Origin of the sequence: Bifidobacterium scaligerum (assembly GCF_002802865.1) — a bacterium.
Lineage (GTDB): Bacteria > Actinomycetota > Actinomycetes > Actinomycetales > Bifidobacteriaceae > Bifidobacterium > Bifidobacterium scaligerum.
Genome location: NZ_PGLQ01000005.1, coordinates 50,709 through 70,209, shown reverse-complemented (window position 1 = coordinate 70,209; position 19,501 = coordinate 50,709). Strand labels below are relative to the sequence as shown.

Genomic DNA, 19,501 nt, shown 5'->3' with positions numbered 1-19,501 from the left:
TATCTGTTGCAGTCACGGAAGCCGCAGCATTTCAGCGTGCGTTCTTCCTGCGCTGGCTCGCCCAGATAATCGCGCCGGCGATGGCGGCCAGTGCCAGCAGGGCACCGAAGACCATCGTGTTGCGGATCCATCCGGTGTGCATGGCGTACTGCCACCAGTTGGACGCCACGTAGACATTGTCGTAGGTGGCGGTCGCCTCGTTACCGGCCTTATCAATCGTGTGAATCACGATCTCATGGGCCTTGGCATCGGCGTCCAGCGTCATGCTCGGCGTGGACTTGAGCAGTTCGGCACCCTTCCAGCTACCCTTGAGCTGGCCATCCACGTACACCTCGGTGGAATCAAGGGCAAGGTTGTCCTTGGAATCAATCGAGACATTGTGGCCCTGCTGATCGTAGTAGACCGAACCGGAGCGGACGCCCAGCAGCGAGGCGGTCGGCGCGGTGGAGTCGAGAGCGAAGTTCACTTCGGCGTTGCCCTTGCGTTCTTCGTCCTTCTTGTCCATCGTGTTCTGGGAGAGGTTGCCCGCCTCATCCACGGACTGCACCTGCACACGGTAGTAGCCGTCGGAAGAGAAGTAGGATGCCGGCACGGTGTAGATCGTGCGGCTCCAGCCACGATCGTCGGAGCTCTTCGCGGTGAAATCACCGGCCTTGAGCGTGGTCGCCTTGTCGTCCTTGGCTACCACGACCTGACGGGTGGTCGGGTCAAGTCCGGAGACGTTGATCTCGGTGATCACCACATTCGATGCCTTCTTCAGATACGCGCCACGCAGGTTGGTGGTGTCGGAATCGAACATGTAGGTGGAGCCGAAACGGTTCACCGAGAAGGTCTTCTGGGCTTCGAACTTGTTGCCTGCCATATCGGTGGCCGTGGCCTTGATGGTGTAGACATCGTCCACATCCACCTTGCGGTCGAAGTCCGTGAAGTCCACGGTGCGCGTGTTGTCGGAATTCGTGGTGATGCTGCGAGGCAGATTCTCGCCCTTCAGATCGCCGCGATGAGCACCGACCAACGTGTAGGTCACGTTGTTCATGTCGATGTTCGTATCGTCAAAGTCGATCAGCGGTGCGACGGTGCCGGCATAGGCGGTCTTGTCTTCCACACGGTCGATCTTGATCTGCGGCTTGGTCTTGTCGATCACGAATTCGGGCTCGCTCACCTCTTCAGCCACGTTACCGGCCAAATCGGTGGCCGTGGCCTTGATGGTGAAGTGCGCCTCGCCGGTGAATGCCACCGTGTTGGTCCACTCGGTAGATTCACGCTCGCCACCGGTACGGCTCCAGCCGGAAGGTCCGGGGGCAGCGGCATCCGCACCCTTGTCGTCCTTCGCGGTAACGGTGATCACCGATTCGCCATCGGAGAAGTTACGCTCGACTTCCTTGACGGTGGCGGTACGGTCGGCGTCATAGTACATGCCGTTCTTCGCGCTGTTGTTGTCGAAGGTGAGCGCGAGCTTCGGCGCGATGGTATCGACCGTGAACTCGTCGTGAATGGTGTTCGAGGCATGCTCGCCCGGATCGGTGTAGGCGATATCCACCACCCAGTCGCCATCACTGTTGGCACCGAAGCTGGCGACATAGGTCTTGCGATCGCCGTTCAAGTTCGTGAAAGCGGAGACCGGCACGGTGGTCTTGGCTCCGTCCACGGTGGTGGTGACGATCACACGGCCGGGCTCGTTCTTGACGGAGAAGTCAAAGTTCGAGTCGACCAGAGTGACGGTACCGGTGCGGTGGGCCTTGTAGTACTTGCCGTTGCGCACATCATTGTTGTCGTATGCCAGAGAGACCGTGGGTGCCACGGTGTCGATGGCGATGCCGTCAACGTTCTTGATGTTGTTCGCGGCTTCAGTACCGTTCACGCCGGCGTACTGGTTCAGCGCACCCGTATCCACCGGGTTGCCGGCGGCATCGGTCAGCTTGATCGAAGTGTTGCCCAGCGTCAGACGCTGGCTGTCTCCGCTGAAGCTGAAGCTGATCGAGCCGGAGGCGGCGGAACCGTTGTAGGTCACCTGCGGAGCCGGATGGGCGGCGGCATCGGCAAGACGGTTGTCGAAGCCGAGTGCGCTGAACGCCACACTCTCCTTGTTGCGGGCGGAGCAATCGTTGCCGTCGGTGCTGGCGGCGCGAGCCGAGCAGATGCCGGAGATCGGATCAGTGACGCCGTTAAGGGTTACGGTCACGGCATTGTTGGCGAAGATCCACTTCCACTTGGCCGGCGAGGTCACCGAGGAGGTGAGGTTGCCGAGCTTCGGGGCGGTCCAGTCCATAACGAACTGCTTGGTCACCTGCTTCTTGGCGTTGAGGCCGGAGTAGGCGAAGTTCAGTCCGTAGCGGCCTTCGACTTCGTCGTTCTGGTTGGTGTTCACGACCTGCTGACCGGAAATCTTCCACGTGTAGGTCTCGCCCACCTGGCTCCAGCCGGCGTCGGTGACCTTCAGGCCCTTGATGCCGGTGACGCCCGCGTTCGCGTCCTGCGGAGCGGTGTCGCCGGTGCTGCCGGCGAGCAGGTTGCCGTGTAACTGGTTCAGTTGCTGGTAGAGCGGGAACCACTTATCGGTGACTTCGTAATCCACCACGGTCTTGCCGCGGAAGTAGTAGCCGGCAACGGTGGAGTCGGCGTAGTCAGAGGCCTTGGAGACCTTGAGACGAACCGAGTTGTCATCGTTCACGTCAGCCACGATGGCGTTGTAGTTGATGCCGTCCTTGACGACCTCTTCCTCGCCGTTGCCATCCAGTACGGAGTTGGCCTTCATCTCGTTGCCGGCCTTGTCCTTGGCGGTTACGGTGATCTTCGCGAGATCGTAGAAACCTTCCTGCGCCAGAGTGATGGTGAAGGTGCCCTTGGTGGCGTCGACCACGGCAGTCTTGTTCCTGACTTCGGTGCCGATGGTCTTGCCGGCCAGATCGGTCGGTGCCGGGATGGTGTAGATCACGGTGTTGTCCGTGATGCCGGAGGTGCCCAGTTCGTTCTTGGCGTCGCTCTCGCGGTCACCCTTCGCGCGCTGTTCGGCGGGCAGCAGATCCTTGACGGAGACCACGAACTGCTGCTGGCCGGCCTTGGCGTACACGTTGTACTTGGTGCCGTTCACCTCGTAGTTCTCGACCAGATCGGTGCCCTTGGTACCCTTGGCCGCGCTGATCTTGGTGATCTGCGGGTTGACGGTATCGAGCACGAAGCTGGCCTTGGCCGGGCTTGCGAGCAACGTGACGGAATCAGCGGACAGCTGCGTGCCGAGCACGTAGTCGCCGTTGACCTGACCGTTCTGCCTGTCAAGCGGCTTAATGAACTTGGCAAGCGTGTCACCGCTCCAAGTGATGGTACCGGCGGACTTGTCGAACTCGCCGTTGCCGAAGGTCAGACCGTTGAGTTCCACGCCATCGGGCTTGGCGGCGTAGGTCACGGTGCTGCCGGTGAACACGTCGGTGTTCTTATAGGCATCGGAGGTGAGGATATCGGAACGGAAGCCGAATGCCGGATCGTCCGTAATCTTCAGGCTCAACGAGTCGATGGACTTGTTGTAGGTCGCAGCGACCTTCGCACCGTTGATCAGCGTCTGGGTGGTGCCAGCTGCGGTGGACACGGCGATGGAATCCGGCACACCGTTGGCCTTCAGCGCCTTCTTCAACTCGGCAAGGGTGCTGGTGGCCTTGTCCACGGTGTTCACATCGGCGCTTACCGTGCCGTCCTTGGCGATCTTCCAAGCACGGTCGGAGGCGGTGATGCTGATGTTCTTCAGCTCGTAGATGCCGTTGTCGGCGAGGGTCATGGTGAAGGTGCCGTCGGCGTTCTTGGCGACCGCCAGCTGCTCTTCCTTACCTACCTTGCCGTCGAAACCGGTGATCTTGGCGGTTGCCTTGACGGAGTTTTCGTCCAGACCGGAGGTGTTGTTCGCATCGCTCTTGGCGTCGCTGGCCGCATTCTTGTTGGCCAGCAGATCATGCACGCTGAAGGTGATCGTGCGCTGACCGTTGGCGAGCAGCTTGGCCGGGGTCTTGGCGTTATCCGCGAGATCGGTGTCCTTGCCGTTGTAGGTAAGGCCGGTGAAGGACGGAGCCTCGTGATCCACGCCGATCTGGACGGACTGCGCGGTGTAACCGACCTTGCCGCCATCTTCCAGAGCACCGAACAGCGTCTGCAGAGCGGCGACTTCCTTGTTGGAGGAGTCGTAGGTTCCGGACAGGGCGAAGGTCAAGGTGTACATACCGTTGTCCGCGCCGGAAAGCAGCGCCTTCTTACCATCCGCGGGCTTGCAGGTGATGAGGTAGGCGTCGCCGGACTTGACCGGTTCGGTGGAGGTGTCCAGCACGCAGGCGCCGTATGCCTCACCCTCACCGGTGGTCGCGAGCTTGCTCGTGATCACCGCGGCGTTCTTGTAGTGCTTCTTGACGGCCTTCCAGCGGCTTGCGAAGGAGGTGTTGCCCTCCACCTTGAGCTGGATGGTCGGGATGGCGTCGCCGTCCTTCAGGTTCAAGTACTTGCCGTTCACATCCTGCTTGCCGTTGACCAGAATGGTGGTCTTGATGGCCTTGTCGGCGTCGGCGTTGCTGATGGTGATGGAGTCGATGCCCTTGAGGGTGCTGTCGGCCAAGTCGTCGGCAAGTGCTTTCAGGGACTTGGACACGGTCACGTTGCCGATGCGATCGGTAACGGTCAGGTACATCGTGCTCATGTCATAGCGATGATCCGCCTTGTTGAGCGTCAGCGTGTAGCTGTCAGTGGCGGCATCGTACGGAAGAGTGGTGGTGGCACCATCCTCCTTGACGACGACTTCCTTATCATTGGCCAGACCAGACACCTGATCGGCATCCGCGGCGGCCTGATCGGCGCCATGTCCGGGCAGCAGATCAGCGGCCTTGATATGGATGTAGCGGGTGGTGTTGCCGTCCGCGGTGATGATGTCGCCATCTTCGATGGTCTGGTCCACACCGTTGTTGGCGTCATATGCGATGCCGGTCACGGTTGCGGCGGTGTTGTCGAAGCGGAACTTCACGGAAGTGGGCGTGTCGGTATCCTGCAGCTTATCCACCAGGGTAATGGTGTGGTTGCCGTTCTTCTGGGCATCCGGCAACGCGTCGAAGTCCTTCGTATCCACGCTCAGCGTGAACACGCCATTCTTGTCCGGGCCGGACACGGGACCGGCGTACAGCTTGTACTTCGCCCCCGTCTCGGAGGTACCGGAAGCCACAACCGGCTCGCCGGCATCAGGATCGTTCGGCAGACTGTCGATTACGGACTTGAACCACGTGGACTTGGAAGTCAGCGCGATGCCATCAAGCGTGTTTCTCGTGGCAACGCCATCGATATCGGTCGCATCCGGCTTCACTGTGATGGACGGATACAGATCCTCGGCAACATTGTTGTTGGAGACCATGAACTTGGTGTACTTGAAGCTGTCCTGTCCGGCAACATCGAATGCCTCGGCAACGTTGGAGACCTTGTCCTGAGCCACAGCGGTGGCACCGGAGAAGGAGTACGTGCCCGCAGCAGTCAGTTCCACGGTGTAGGTGCCATCGCCATTATCGGTGGCGGTGAAGCTCTTGGCGACCGGTGCGGATTCGTTGCCGTCGGCATCGACCTTGGAGAACTGGACGTTGTCCAGCGTGACCTTGGCGATACCAGAGCCCTTGCCATTGGCATCGGCATCGGAAGCAGCAATGATCAGCTTCGCGGTGCCGTTGATGTAGATGGTGGTACCGTTCAGTTCCTCGGTGGTGCCTTCAGGCGTGTAGGTCACGGCGGTTACCTTGGCCGGCGTGGTGTCCACACCGAAGTTCACACCCTCGACGCCATTGGTGCCGAACAGGCGCTGCACATCCACGCTCGGGTTGTCGGCAAGCTTGAAGGCGTATTCGCCATCGTCGCTCAGCTGGGCCCACGTCACGGTTGCATTGCCGTCCTTGTCAGCGGTCACGGCGAGGTTGCCCAAGGCGATGTCAGTGGCATTGCCGTTGAACGTACGAGTCACCGCTGCATCGGTGCTCTTGCTCAGAGCCGAGGCAATCTTGGTAGCCAGCGGATTGCCGGTAATGGTCGCCTTCACGGTGACCGGCTTGTTGTACCACTTCAGGCCGTCGGCACCATCCGCTGCATCCTTGCCATCGGCGTCCTTGACCACTTCGAGCTTGGTGTCGATAGCGGAAAGCTTGCCGGCGATGGTCAATACGGACGGCAGGTCGTTCTTCGTGGCGATGGCATCGATATTGGTGAGCGTGGAATTGTTCACCTTATCGTTTACCTGAACAGTGATGCTGCTGAAATCGTAGGAACCAGTGGCCTTGAGGGTCACGGTCACGTTGTACTTGCCGGCCACGTCTGCGCCGTTCTCATCGGTTGCTGCAGTCACGGCGTCGATGCTGTAATCAGCTGCCTTCAGGTCACGGGCCTCGGTTGCGCCAAGGTCGGTGACCTTGCCGTTCAGCTTGATCGCAGAGGCATCACCGTCGGTAATGCCGGAACCGACATCGGACAGCGCAAAGGTCAGCGTACGGCTTGCAGTGGAATCGGCATCCGCGCCAAAGGCGATGGTCTCCTTGTCGGAGGCCTTGAAATCATTGGCGTCAGCGGCATAAGTCACGCTGTCGACAGTCGGATCCGTGGTATCCACGCCAAAGCTGGTTCCCGCGATATCCGCGGTACCGAACAGACGCTGAACGTTCACGCTCGCGGCACCGCCCGTGTTGGCGATGCCGAACGTGTACTCGCCATCGGCATCAGGCTGACGCACGCTCCACGTCACGGTCGCCTCACCGTTCTTGCCGGCGGTCACCGTAAGGTCGCCCAAGGTGACGGCATCCTGAGCCTTGCCGTTCAGCGTACTGGTGACAGCTACATCCTTGCTGTTCTTCAGCGCCTCAACGATCTTGGAGGCCAGCGGGTTGCCGGCGACGGTCGCCTTCACCGTGGCGGGCTTGTTGTACCACTTCAGGCCATCCGCACCATCCACTGCATCCTTGCCGTCGGCGTTCTTGGCCACTGCAAGCTTGGTGGTGACGTTCAGCGCGCCGGCGATCGTAAGCGGCGTCGGCAGTGCGGCACCGGCGATCTTGTTCAGCGCGGTGTCGCCGGTATCGTTGCCCATCTGATCCTTGACGGCGATGGAGATCTTGCTGAAGTCGTACGATGCGGCGGCCTTAAGCGTCACGGTCACCGTGTACTTGCCGGCCACGGGGTTGCCGTCGGCATCGGCGACCTGTGCCACGGCGACGTCGTAATCATCGGCCTTCAGGTCACGAGCCTTGCTTGCACCGAGATCGGTGAGCGCGCCAGTGCCCTTAAGCGTGATGGCGGAAGCATCATCAGCGGTGATGCCGGCGCCGGAATCGGTCAGCGTGAAGATCAGGGTACGCTTGGCATCGCCGAAAGCGATGACCTCGCCGTTTGCGCCGGCCAGATCGTTGTTCTTGTCGGCTCCATAGGTCACGGAGCTGACGGTCGGTGCGGTGCCGTCGATGGAGAACGTCTTGCTTTGCGCGGTGTCGGCGGTCAGTCCCGGCAGCTTGTCGTTCAGCGCGACGGTGAAGTTGCCGTCCTTGAGGTCAAGGCCTGCTGTGCCACAGTCCACGACCTTGTCCTTGGCGGTGTACACGTCGCATGCGGCAACGGCCTTATCGCCTGCACCGGTGGTCAGCAGCTTGATGTTGTTGTCCTTGAGCAGGGCAAGTTCGGTATCGAAGTAGTCGCTTTCACTGGTTACGGAGAAGCCTGTGACGGACTGGTAGTACTTGGCACCGTTCACGTCCTTGCCATCTGCCGGCTTGCCGTTCACCTTCAGGGTGAGGTTGCCGGCCTTGGTGTCGACTACCGCGGTTTGGACTGTGGCGTTGGCATCGGCGGCCTTCAGCAGGTCGGTCAAAATAGCGGAATCGGACACATTGCCCGCAGCGTCAGTGGCGGTCACCGAGAACTTGGTCAGATCGGCGCTGCCTTCAGGCAACGTCCACGTGTAGCCGGCATCGCCCGCAGTCAGATCCTGGGACTTGGGTTTGTCGCCGCTCTTGTCGGTCAGCGTGAGCTTTGCGGCGTCTGCCGGAGCGGTGAACGTTACGGTCGGCGCAGCGGTCGTCAGCCACTTGGCGCCATCCTTGCTCTTCAACCACGTGGCGTCATCGTTGAACTTGGCACCAGAGACGGCATCCGGCTTGGTGGTGTCATGAGTGAGCTCAGGAACAACGATGGTGCTGTTGCCTTCAGCATCCACGAACTTGCTCAGGTCGAGCGGGGTTTCCTGCGCGGCATCGTAGACCGGCGTGTCCACGGTAATGGTGAACTTCGTGCCGCTGTCACCGTTGAGGGCAAGCGACGGACCGTCGTTCGGCTTGACTTCATAACCGGTGACCTTGCCATCGGCATCGGTCACCTTGGTGAAGTCGCCATAAGAGATATTGAATCGGCCACCCAACGGCTCGACATCGATGGCCAGCGCGGACTGGTCCTTCTGGGCACCGGTGTACTTGCCGTCCTTATCGAAGGAATCGTCGGTCGGGAATCCGGCATCATTGGACAGCGTGATGCCCAAACGTACGGTGGATGCGTTGGTGGCGCCAGAGGTCAGCGGCTTGGTGCCGTCGGCCACCACACCGTTATCACCGGCGGCATATACCGCGATGTTCATCGACGGGGTCGTGGCGGAGGCATCCGGATTGTTGCCGGCGTCACCGGTTCCATCGGCCGTACCGTTATCGCCATCGGTATTGCCATTGTTGGCGTCGCCGCTGGTGTTGTCGGCAGCGTCACCGGCATCGTTCGCATCGTTCTGCTTGACGACCTTGAACGTACGCGTCGACGTTACCGTATTGGCGGCAGAGGCAGAAGCCTGAACATCGGGATTGTCTTCCGGAGCGGCGTTGGCCACCACGGCGGAGGCACCCATGGCCAGCGCGGCCACGGACACAGCCACGCCGATAACGGGCTTCAGCCAGTTCTTTTTGGTATGCAACGAATTCATCAGTGTTTCTTCCCTCCACGAACCAGAATGGTGCGGGATTCATCGTCATCGGACGGTTCGTCAGTAGTCTTGCGGAATTGCATGAGGGCGGTCTCGCCCTCATCCGCCAGTTCGGCGGCGGAGGCCATCGACACCGGAATCTCAACCACAGATTCAACGGCTGCCTTGGTACCCAAGCGCGTGCTTTCGTCTTCTTCCTCGACCGGCGCGGAGTCGGTCTTTGCGGCCGACCCGGCAGAGCGGGCGGCATCCGGGACGGCAGAAGGCTTGTCGGCAGCTGGTCGAGTCACGCCCCCCTTGGTGGAGGCGGAGCCCAGCGAGCCGGAACCGGTGCCCGAACCCGTACCGGTGACCGGACGGAACTCGATATCGCTGGTGTCGTGCGTACCAGTACCGGTGCCGGTGGTGGAATCGGACGCGGAAACGCCCTTCTTACGCTGCTTGCGTCGCTTGCCTTCGCCCATCTCCTCGGCGTTCACCCAAGAGCCGGCGCGCACGCCACGCAGTTCGGCGATCTCACGCTCGGCACGCTTGCCGGTGAGTGCATCGCGCACTGCAGGAATGTTGAACTTGCGGAAGAGCACGACGGCCACAACCGCAAGAATTATGGCCAAAGCCAGGAATACGACTGCCAGAGTCCTATAGGTATCAGCGTTCACTTGGCATCCCCCTTGATATCGACGAAGGCGTTGGCGATGGCGTCCTTGGTGGGTTGTACGGCTTCCTGCGCGGTTTTCTTGCTGGCGTCCAGCTCGTCGGTGGTGGTCTGAGCCTGATCGGCGAGCGTCGCGGCGGCATCCGCCAGATCGCTCATGGCCTGCTGCTTGACACCATCGGCGCGGAACTTGCGCGGATAGACGCGCAGTGCATCCAGAGTCAGGTTGGCGGCTTCGAGGCGAATCACATCGTTATTCTCCTGACCGGCCGCGGTCACCAGATCGTTGAGCTTGGTGAAGTACGGCAGGTACTTGCCCGAATCGGAACCCTCGTTGATCAGCGGCACGATCTCGGTGTTGAAGTCGGCGATATCGGCATAGATCTTGGCGATCTTCGCGTTCTTGAAGTTGGTGTCCTCGGCGGCGTTGTGCATCCACTGCGAAGCGGCACGGATACGCGCGTAACGCTGCGGGTCCGTGTTGGTGGCCGATGCCGTCTGGCTGGCCATCTTGGAGCCGGAATAGTAGTACCAGTACATACGGCCGGTGTCGTAGCTCAGCGAAGCCCAGCTGTCCGCATCCTTGCGCAGATCGGTCGCATGCTGGCTGATGAGCTCGTTGTAGATCTGTTCTTCAGCATCGGTGAAGTCACCGTCAGCGGTGTAACGCTTGATCAGTTCCTCATACGGCTGGGTGGCGGTGGTCTTGACTTCGGCGGCACGCACGAACGCCGCTTCGGCGGCTGTATCATCGGTGTTCTGCGCGCCCTGGGCCATCCAGTAGTCGTAATCGCTGTTCTGTGCGTGGTTGGCAAGCAACATGCAGCCGCCGGCCAGTGCGAGGCAGACCACGGCGGCGATCGACGTGCCCAGGAAGCCGTGCCACTTGGCCTTCAGCGCGCTGCGCCAAGCTTCGTCTTCCTCACGATAGTGCTTGAGCGCGTATGCGAAATCAGCGCAGGTCTGGAAACGTTCGTCCGGATTCTCGCGGGTGGCCTTCTCGATGACTGCCTCAAGACCCTGAGACAGCGACGGGTTGATCTGGCGAATCGGTACGATGCCGTTCTTACGCGGGTGGGAGCCGGTCAGCAGGTAGAACAGCGTGGCACCCAACGCATAGATATCGGTGCGGGCGTCCACCGTGGCGCCTTCGGTGAACTGTTCGGGCGCGCCAAAGCCCGGCGTACCCAGCTGACGGTCGTCGCCCACCAGCGGCTTGTTGTCGGCCCCCTTGCCGGTTTCCAGCGCGATACCAAAATCGATAAGCTTGATGGAACCTTCCGGCGTGAGCATCACGTTCGAGGGCTTCATATCGCGGAAGATCACCGGGTGCTTGCGGCGATGCAGATAGTCGAGCACATCGCACAGCTGAATGCCCCAGTCCACCACGTCGTCTTCGGACTGCGGGCCTTCCTTCTTGAGCAGGCTTGCCAGAGTCTGGCCTTCCACGTAGTCCATGACTACGAACAGGCTGCCCTTTTCCTCGATCAGATCGACGATGCGCGGAATCGCCGGGTGGTCGAAGCGCTTGATCATGTTCGCCTCGACGGTCAGGCTTTTGATGACCAGATCACGCTGCACAGGATCGGAGACGTTACGGATCTCCTTGACCGCCCACTGCTTGTTCAACGAGGAATCCATGGCCAGATACACGGCCGACATGCCGCCCTTGCCGATCTGGGTCAGGATCTTGTACCGCTTGCCGACCACTGTGTTCAATCCCACCATAGGTGGCCCTCCAACACTTGTCTTCTTCTCTACACAATCACGACGTGCAGGAACGAGCCGCAAACCACCGGTGAGATACCTACACTCCTAGACCGCCACCCTACACGTTCCCCTCTACCGGATACCTTCCCGGAAAGCTTGTTTTTATTACGATTGCATGAAATATGAGACGGCCCGGACCCTTGATGAAGGTCCGGGCCGTCTGAGTCACCTCATACGAGGCCGTCGAATTGCCGAATCACGACCGGGCACGACTTACTGCTGGTCGCCCAGGCCGAGGTCGTCGCCCTGGTCGGAGTAGAAGTCGTCCGGGTTGAAGTCGTCGCCGAGCTTCAGATCGCCGAACTCAAGGTTCGAGAAGTTCAGGTCGGACAGGTCGGCATCGGAGAAGGTCGCGTCGCCGAGGTCACCGTCGCCGCCCAAGCCGAAGTTCGGGTAGATGGTGTCGCGGATGGCCTTGTCGGGCTCGACCACGGCGTTGCGGTAGCGGGCGAGGCCCGTACCGGCCGGGATGAGCTTACCGATGATAACGTTCTCCTTAAGACCCTTGAGGTCATCGACCTTCTCGGAGAGGGCGGCTTCGGTAAGCACGCGCGTGGTCTCCTGGAAGGATGCGGCGGACAGCCAGGAATCGGTGGCCAGCGAGGCCTTGGTGATGCCCATCAGCGCCGGACGGCCGACGGCCGGCTTGCCGCCGTTCTTGACCGTGTTGCGGTTGATCTCGCGGAAGCGGGCGTTGTCCACCAGCTCGCCGGGCAGCAGATCGGTGCTGCCGGAGTCGATGATGGTCACGCGACGGGTCATCTGGTGCACGATGACCTCGATGTGCTTGTCGTGGATATCCACGCCCTGGGAGCGGTACACGGTGTGCACTTCTTCCACGATGTTCACCTGGGCGGCGCGCTTGCCGAGGATGGTGAGGATCTTCTTGGGGTCCACGGAACCTTCGACCAGCTGGGTGCCGACCTTGATATGGTCGCCATCCGCCACCTTGAGCGGCACGCGCTTGGAGACCTGATAGGTGATCGGCTTGATGATGCCCTCTTCCTTCGGAGCGCCGGAATCGGCGTCCGGGGTCAGGATGATCTGACGGCCGCGATCGTTCTCCATGATCTTGATGGTGCCGGCGAACTCGGTGATCGGCGCCTCGCCCTTCGGGGTACGCGCCTCGAAAAGCTCGGTGACACGAGGAAGACCCTGGGTGATATCGGAAGCCGCGGCCACGCCACCGGAGTGGAAGGAACGCAGCGTCAGCTGGGTACCAGGCTCACCGATGGACTGGGCAGCCACGATACCGACGGTCTCGCCGACGTCCACCAGCTTGTTGGTGGCCAGGGACCAGCCGTAGCACTTGGCGCACACGCCACGCTTGGATTCGCAGGTGAGCACGGAACGGCACTTGACTTCTTCGACGCCGTGGGCCACGAGGTCGTTGAGCACGTCCATGGACAGAGCGTCGTCGCGCTTGTACAGCACGGTCTGGCCGTCGGCCGGGTCGATGACGTCGGCAGCGAGCAGACGGGAGTACGGGCCACCATCGGCGGCCTTGACGAGCACCAGGTTGCCGTCGGCGTCGCGATCGGCCACGCGGATCGGCAGACCGGCCTTGGTGCCGCAGTCCTCTTCGCGCACGATCACGTCCTGAGAGACGTCCACCAGACGACGGGTCAGGTAGCCGGACTCTGCGGTACGCAGTGCGGTATCGGCCAGACCCTTACGTGCACCGTGCTGGGAGATGAAGTACTCCAGCACGGACAGGCCGTCACGGTAGTTGGACTTCACAGGACGAGGAATGATCTCACCCTTCGGGTTAGCCACGAGGCCTCGCATACCGGCGATCTGGTTGATCTGCATCATGTTGCCTCGTGCGCCAGACTGCACGATGATGGCCAGGTTGGAGGTCGGGTCGAACTTCTCCTCGACTTCCTTGGACACCTCGGCGGTGCATTCGGTCCACAGGTCGATAAGCTCCTGACGGCGGGCTTCCTCGGTCAACAGACCCATCTCGTAGTTGGCGTTGACCTTATCGGCCTTGGCCTCGTACTCGGCGATCTTCTGATCGCGCTCTGGCGGCTCGTTCACGTCGGAGAAGGCGAAGGACACACCGGACCACGGTGCGCGGGTGAAGCCGAGATCCTTCAGGGCGTCCAGCGTGACGGCCACCTGCTGGGTGGAGTAGCGCATGGCGATATCGTCCACGATCTTGGACAGACGACCCTTGGCCACCTGATCGTTGACGAACGGGTAGTCGGTGGGCAGCGTCTGGTTGAACAGGATGCGGCCGTAGGAGGTGGCGAACAGCACACTGCCGTCGTGCATACGCTCTTCCTTGGCCACGTCGCTCTCGCCTTCGCGAGGATCGAGCACTTTGACCTCGCCCGGCTCCCAGTTCCTGGGCAGCACGAAGGTTTCCGGCAGACGAATCAGCACCTTGGCCTGCATGTCGATCTCGTGGCGGTCGAGCGCCATTTCGGCCTCTTCCAGCGAGGAGAACACGCGGCCCTGACCCTTGGCGCCCTCAAGCACGGTGGACAGGTAGTACAGACCGAGGATCATGTCCTGAGACGGCATGGTCACGGTGTGACCGTCGGCCGGCTTCAGGATGTTGTCGGAAGCCATCATCAGCGAGCGGGCCTCAGCCTGGGCTTCGGCGGACAGCGGCAGGTGGACTGCCATCTGGTCGCCGTCGAAGTCGGCGTTGAAGGCGGCGCAGGCCAGCGGCGGCAGGTGGATGGCCTTGCCTTCCACCAGAATCGGCTCGAAGGCCTGAATGCCCAGACGGTGCAGCGTAGGTGCACGGTTGAGCAGCACCGGATGCTCGGAGATGACCTCTTCGAGCACGCCCCACACTTCGGCGTCGCCACGGTCCACCAGACGCTTGGCGGACTTCATGTTCTGCGCGTAGTTCAGGTCCACAAGACGCTTGATGACGAACGGCTTGAACAGCTCCAGAGCCATCGGCTTGGGCAGACCGCACTGGTGCATGCGCAGGGAAGGACCGACCACGATCACGGAACGGCCGGAGTAATCGACTCGCTTACCGAGCAGGTTCTGACGGAAGCGGCCCTGCTTACCCTTGAGCATGTCGGACAGGGACTTGAGCGGACGGTTGGAGGCACCGGTGACCGGGCGACCGCGACGACCGTTGTCGAACAGGGAGTCCACGGCCTCCTGGAGCATGCGTTTCTCGTTGTTGAGCATGATCTCCGGAGCACCGAGCTCGATGAGGCGCTTCAGACGGTTGTTACGGTTGATCACACGACGGTAGAGGTCGTTCAGATCGGAGGTGGCGAAACGGCCACCGTCGAGCTGGACCATCGGGCGCAGATCCGGCGGGATGACCGGGATCACGTCGAGCACCATGGCCTCTGGCTTGTTGCCGGTGGTCAGGAAGGCGTTGACGACCTTCAGGCGCTTCAGAGCCTTGGTCTTGCGCTGCTCGGAAGCGTCCTTGATCTCCTCGCGCAGTTCCTTGGAGATGGACTCCAGATCGAGGGACTGCAGACGCTTCTTGATGGCTTCGGCGCCCATGCAGCCGTCGAAGTAATCGCCGTAGCGGTCCTGCATCTCGCGCCACAGGTCCACGTCGTCCACCATGTCGCCGGGCTTGAGCTTCTTGAACTTGTCGAAGACGGCGTCCACACGGGCGATCTGATCGTTGTAACGGGTACGGATGGCGGCCATATCGCGCTCGGCACCGTTGCGCAGCTTGGCACGGGCCGGGCCCTTGGCCTCTCCGGCCTCCTCAAGGGCGGCCAGATCCTCTTCGACCTTCTTGGCGCGGGCTTCGATGTCGGAGTCGCGGCGCTGTTCAAGGCGCTTGATCTCCGAATCGAACTCGTCCTGCAGGCCGGGCATATCGTTGTGACGGGTCTCGTCATCCACCTCGGTGACCATGTAGGAGGCGAAGTAGATCACGCGCTCCAGATCCTTCGGAGTGACGTTCAGCAGGTAGCCGAGGCGGCTCGGCACACCCTTGAAGAACCAGATGTGGGTGACAGGGGCGGCCAGCTCGATGTGGCCCATGCGTTCACGACGCACGCGGGAGCGGGTCACTTCCACGCCGCATCGCTCGCAGACGATGCCCTTGAAGCGCACACGCTTGTACTTGCCGCAGGCGCACTCCCAGTCGCGGGTCGGACCGAAGATCTGCTCGCCGAACAGACCGTCCTTCTCGGGCTTCAGGGTACGGTAGTTGATGGTCTCGGGCTTCTTGACCTCACCATGGCTCCAGCCACGGATGTCATCGGCGGTGGCGAGGCCGATGCGAATCTTGTCAAATGCGTTGACGTCCAGCACTTGTTAATCCGTTTCTTTAGAAAATGTTTCGTTCACGCTTAGCGGTGGAGCCGTGCTCAAGGCCGCCCGCCGTAGTCCTGCATATGCGTTGCGTAACTCGCAGACGTTGCAGGACGGGCGGCCTTGGCATGCACGGCCCGTGTTGGATCACTGGTACTCGGGCTCTTCGGCCTTCTGGTCTTCCTTGGCGGCCGCGTCGGGGCGGGCACCGATGTTGAAGCCCAGATCGTCAGTGGAGCTGACCGGATCGTCTTCCTCATCCTTCATGTCGATGGCCACGCCTTCAGCGTTCAGGACCTCGACGTTCAGGGACAGGGACTGCATTTCTTTCAGGAGCACCTTGAACGACTCGGGGATGCCGGCCGGCGGCAGGTTGTCGCCCTTGACGATGGCGCCGTAGACACGCACGCGGCCGTCAACGTCATCGGACTTGGTGGTCATCATCTCGTGCAGCGTGTAGGCGGCACCGTAGGCCTCAAGGGCCCACACCTCCATCTCACCGAAGCGCTGGCCACCGAACTGGGCCTTACCGCCGAGCGGCTGCTGGGTGATCATGGAGTACGGACCGGTGGAGCGGGCGTGAATCTTGTCGTCGACCAGGTGGTGCAGCTTCAGCATGTACATGTAGCCCACGGAGATCGGCTTGGTGTACGGTTCGCCGGTACGGCCGTCGAACAGGGTTGCCTTGCCGTCCGGGCCGACGAGACGGTCGCCGTCGCGGTTCGGCAGTGTGGTGGACAGCAGACCCTTGAGCACCTCAGGCTTGACGCCGTCGAACACCGGGGTTGCCACCGGGGTGTTCGGCTCGGCCTTTTCGGCACCGGAGGGGATGAGCTTCTTCCACTCGGCTTCCATGTTCGGATCGAGGGAGATGTCCCAACCGGAATGAGCGATCCAGCCCAAGTGCAGTTCGAGCACCTGACCCAGGTTCATTCGGGAAGGCACGCCCAGCGGGTTCAGCATGATGTCGACCGGGGTACCGTCGGCGAGGAACGGCATGTCCTCTTCCGGCAGGATGCGGGAGATGCAGCCCTTGTTGCCGTGACGGCCGGAGAGCTTGTCGCCCACGGTGATCTTACGGTGCTGGGCGATGTAGACGCGAATCATCTGGTTCACGCCGTTGGGCAGCTCGTCGCCGTCCTCCTCGGCATCCTCGCGGGTGATCTCCTTGACCCCGATGACGGTGCCGGTCTCGCCGTGAGGCACGCGCAGGGAGGTGTCACGCACCTCGCGGGACTTCTCGCCGAAGATGGCGCGCAGCAGGCGCTCCTCCGGGGTCAGCTCGGTCTCGCCCTTCGGGGTGACCTTACCGACCAGAATGTCGCCGGCCTCGACCTCGGCACCGATGCGGATCACGCCGCGCTCGTCGAGGTTGGCCACTGCGTCCTCGCCGACGTTCGGCAGGTCGCGGGTGATCTCTTCGGCACCCAGCTTGGTTTCGCGGGCGTCGATCTCGTACTCCTCGATGTGGATGGAGGACAGGGTGTCGTCCTGCACCAGACGCTGGGAGATGATCACAGCATCCTCGTAGTTGTAGCCGTTCCACGGCATGAAGGCAATGAGCAGGTTCTTGCCCAGTGCCAGATCACCGTTCTGGATGGCCGGGCCGTCGGCCAGAACCGAACCGGCCTCCACACGCTCGCCGTCGTGCACGATCGGGCGCTGGTTGTAGCAGGTGGTCTGGTTGGAGCGCTGGAACTTGGCCAGCTTGTAGGAGCTGGTGGTGCCATCGTCGTTCATCACGCGGATCAGGTCGGCGGAGACGTAGGTCACCACGCCGTCCTTGTCGGCCTTGATCACGTCACCGGAGTCGTTGGCGGCACGCCATTCGGAGCCGGTACCCACCAGCGGGCGCTCGGATTCGATCAGCGGCACGGCCTGACGCTGCATGTTGGTACCCATCAGGGCTCGGTGGCCCTCATCATGTTCCAGGAACGGAATCAGGGAGGCACCGAGGGAGACCATCTGGCGAGGTGAGACATCCATGTAATCCACGGAGCTCACCGGCACATCGACCGCCTCTTCCTCGCCCACTCGGGCAAGGGCGGACTTCTGTACGAAGTTGCCGTTCTCATCGAGCTCCTGGTTGGCCTGTGCGATCACGTGGTCGAGATCGCGATCGGCGGTCATGTACTCGACCTCGTCGGTCACATGGCCGTTGACGACCTTGCGGTACGGGGTCTCGATGAAGCCGAACGGGTTCACGCGGCCGAAGGTTGCCAGAGAGCCGATCAGACCGATGTTCGGGCCTTCAGGAGACTCGATCGGGCACATACGGCCGAAGTGGGACGGATGCACGTCGCGCACCTCCATGGAGGCGCGGTCGCGGGACAGACCACCGGGGCCCAGAGCGGAGAGACGACGCTTGTTCGTCACGCCGGAGAGCGGGTTGTTCTGATCCATGAACTGGGAGAGCTGAGAGGTACCGAAGAACTCCTTGATGGTGGCGTTCACCGGACGGATGTTGATCAGGGACTGCGGGGTGATGGCCTCGGCGTCCTGCGTGGTCATACGCTCGCGCACCACGCGCTCCATACGGGACAGACCGGTACGCAGCTGGTTCTGGATCAGCTCGCCGACCTGACGGATACGACGGTTGCCGAAGTGATCGATATCGTCCACGTCTACGCGCAGGTCCACGTCCTCACCGTTGCGCTTGCCCGGGAAGGTCTTGGCGTCGTCGTGCAGGGCCACCAGATACTTGATGGTGGCGATGATGTCTTCCTGATGCAGGGAACGATCGTTGAAGTCGGCCTCAAGACCCAGCTTGCGGTTGATCTTGTAGCGGCCCACGCGAGCCAGATCGTAACGTTTGGTGTTGAAGTAGAAGGAATCCAGCAAGTTCTTGCCGGCCTCCGGGGTCGGGGTGTCCGCCGGACGAATCTTGCGGTAGAGGTCCACGAGGGCCTCGTCCTGGGTTTCCAGGGTCTCACGCTCCAGAGCGTCGAGCACCAGCGGGTAATCCTTGAAGGCCTCGCGGATTTCCGGCTTGGTCATGCCGATGGCCATGAGGAACACGATGGCGGACTGCTTGCGCTTGCGGTCCACACGCACCTGCGGCTGGTCCTTCTTGTCGATCTCGAACTCAAGCCATGCACCGCGGGACGGGATGATCTTGGCGCCGAAGACCTCCTTGTCGGAGGTACGGTCCTGCTGACGGTCGAAGTAGACGCCCGGGGAACGCACGAGCTGGGAGACGATGACTCGCTCGGTGCCGCCGATAATGAAGGTGCCGTGCGGGGTCTGCAGCGGGAAGTCGCCCATGAACACGGTCTGGGACTTGATTTCGCCGGTGTCGCCGTTTTCGAACTCGGCGTTCACGTACAGCGGGGCGGAGTAGGTGTAGTCCTTCTCCTTGCACTCCTGAACCGTGTGGCGCGGTTCCTCGAAGTACGGATCAGAGAAGGTCAGGGACATGGTCTGGGCGAAGTTCTCGATCGGGGAGATCTCGTCGAAAACCTCATCGAGGCCGGAAGTGTGGGGCACGGTGTTGGTGCCGTTGGCCTCGTCCTCCTCGACGCGCTTCTTCCAGCGGTCGGAGCCGATCAGCCAATCGAAGCTGTCGGTCTGTACGCCCAGCAGGTAGGGCACATCGATAGGTTCCTTGATGGAACCGAAGTTCACGCGATCCGACGCCTTGTGCAGGTCAATGTCATGCTGGTCGGCGCGTGCGATGATGGTGGTGGTGTTCGTCGTAGACTCAGTAGCCAATGGACGTTCCTTATCGCTCGCTTAGATTACTAGTAATTCCCCTGGGAGCGCCGACATGGCCACCATATGCCTATGCGGACGCTTCATTGTCGATGGCATGCCCGCAATATGACACACCTCATGCAAATTCTTCAGTATAGCGATATATGAGGACAACCCCA

5 protein-coding genes are annotated in these 19,501 nt (G+C 61.5%); all 5 read right to left on the bottom strand.

The window, feature by feature from the left end; genetic code table 11:
* Positions 1–31: 31 nt before the first annotated feature.
* Positions 32–8,947 (bottom strand): beta strand repeat-containing protein, encoded by an 8,916-nt coding sequence (locus CUU80_RS08090; RefSeq protein ID WP_100496805.1) that lies wholly within the window; start codon positions 8,945–8,947, stop codon positions 32–34.
* A complete protein-coding gene (locus CUU80_RS08085) occupies positions 8,947–9,606 on the bottom strand; it encodes a hypothetical protein (protein WP_100496804.1) in 660 nt (219 codons plus the stop codon). The genes CUU80_RS08090 and CUU80_RS08085 overlap by 1 nt, the downstream gene beginning before the upstream one ends.
* Positions 9,603–11,330, bottom strand: coding sequence for a serine/threonine protein kinase (locus tag CUU80_RS08080; RefSeq protein WP_100496803.1), 1,728 nt, complete (start codon positions 11,328–11,330; stop codon positions 9,603–9,605). Before CUU80_RS08080 ends, CUU80_RS08085 begins: the two co-directional genes overlap by 4 nt.
* A 255-nt stretch (positions 11,331–11,585) precedes the next feature.
* Entirely contained in the window at positions 11,586–15,629 is a 4,044-nt protein-coding gene (locus tag CUU80_RS08075) for a DNA-directed RNA polymerase subunit beta' (protein WP_100496802.1), read from the bottom strand.
* A gap of 147 nt (positions 15,630–15,776) precedes the next feature.
* Positions 15,777–19,340 carry a DNA-directed RNA polymerase subunit beta gene (gene rpoB / locus CUU80_RS08070; protein WP_100496801.1) on the bottom strand — a complete coding sequence of 1,188 codons (3,564 nt, stop codon included), beginning with the start codon at positions 19,338–19,340 and terminating at the stop codon, positions 15,777–15,779.
* Between the last annotated feature and the right edge of the window lie 161 nt (positions 19,341–19,501).